The organism is Paenibacillus sp. 1-18, assembly GCF_000520755.1.
Taxonomy (GTDB): Bacteria; Bacillota; Bacilli; order Paenibacillales; family Paenibacillaceae; genus Paenibacillus; species Paenibacillus brasilensis.
This window is the reverse complement of sequence record NZ_ASSB01000038.1, coordinates 1-1,781: the sequence shown is the minus strand read 5'-3', so window position 1 is coordinate 1,781 and position 1,781 is coordinate 1. Positions and strand designations below refer to the sequence as shown.

Sequence of the window (1,781 nt, the reverse complement as noted above, 5' to 3'; positions counted from 1 at the left end):
GTGATGACAACGGAATGGTTTGTGTACGGATGAAAGGAATAGAACTGCACATAACGGATGAAGGTATAGAGCAGAGCACCAATAAGAGTAGTATGAACGATTCTACCAAACCTTTGGAATCAAGTGATGAAGCGTATCAGAATTTAACTGCAGCATCTATAAAATACCTGAGCGGGCTGATGTCGGAGATTACAAAAATTCCTGTAAACAGGTTAGAGGCTGATGCACCCTTTGACCAGTTGGGTTTGGATTCAATCATGATTACCAGGCTTAACCAAAAAATAGAGCAATGGACTGGAAAGCTGGATGCTACTTTATTTTATAAATATAACAGTATCCAGGCATTGGGGAATTACTTGACGGAAAACTATCCGGATACGGTTTCTAAGTTGGTGGACAGGCCAATAATAGAAGAACCCAATTATGAAGTGCCTGCATATGTAAAAGAAATACCTGAACTTGCTTCAATACGTTCCGCGAAGGCTACCCGAAACCGTAAATTTTCATCTGTTAAAAATAATAATGAGTATATTGATATTGCTGTAGTTGGGGTGGCTGGAAGGTATCCAAATTCCAGTAATATAATGCAATTATGGGATAATATATATAACGGCAGGGACTGCATTACAGAGATTCCTTCAGACCGTTGGCCTCTGGAAGGATTTTATGAACCTGACCGGATCAAAGCCGTTGAAAGAGGGCTCAGTTATAGTAAATGGGGAGGATTTTTAGACCATACTGACTGTTTTGACCCCTTGTTTTTTAATATTTCTCCAAAAGATGCGATGTTTATGGACCCGCAGGAACGACTGTTCCTGGAAGTAGCCTGGGAGTGTATGGAGGATGGAGGATATACACGGGAATCGTTAAAAAAGAATGGATATGGAAATCGTATCGGAGTATTTGTAGGCGCAACGTTCAACAACTACCAGCTTTATATGGCAGAAGCAGCATACCAGGCCGGTCAGGATATGTTTATGGCGAACAGCCAGATCTTTTCGATTGCTAACCGTGTCTCTTATGTTATGAATTTTACAGGCCCAAGCCTGACAGTAGATACTGCCTGCGCATCCTCTCTCTATGCAGTTCATTTGGCTTGTGAAAGTATCCGTAACGGACAATCAAAAATGGCAATTGCCGGTGGAGTGAATTTATCTCTTCACCCAAGCAAGTATATTACACTATCCCAGGGGCAATTTAATGCTGCTGATGGCAGATGCCGGGCATTTTGTGAAGGCGGTACAGGTTATGTTCCGTCGGAGGCTGTAGGCGCAATTTTCTTGAAGCCGCTGAAGGATGCCATAAAAGATGGGGATCAAATCTATGGTGTTATCAAAGGAACTGCTGTCAGTCATGGGGGAAGAACAAACGGGTATACCGTACCAAGCCCTGTCTCACAATCTTTGGCAATAGAAGAGGCTCTGCTAAGAAGTGGATTCGGCCCCCGTACAATTAGCTGTATTGAAGCCCATGGAACAGGAACTGCTTTGGGAGATCCGATTGAGATAACCGGGCTGACGGATGTCTATAAAAAATATACAAATGAAACAGGATTTTGCGCTATTTCCTCTATTAAATCGAATATTGGACATGCAGAAGCTGCTGCGGGAATTGCGCAGGTTACAAAAATACTATTACAACTGAAGCATCAAACACTTGTAAAAAATATAATGCACGGGGAAGGTCTGAATCCAAATATTGATTTTTCTAAAACTCCTTTTGTTGTACAGGAGAAGACAGAACATTGGAAACGGCCGGTAGTGGATGGACAGGAGGTTCCA

The 1,781-nt window shown here is 42.3% G+C and carries 1 protein-coding gene; it reads left to right on the top strand.

Annotated features, from left to right (window positions below):
• Positions 1–29: 29 nt before the first annotated feature.
• The coding region (locus tag L693_RS0102445) for a beta-ketoacyl synthase N-terminal-like domain-containing protein (protein WP_231503505.1) at positions 30–1,781 on the top strand (1,752 nt) is incomplete at its 3' end.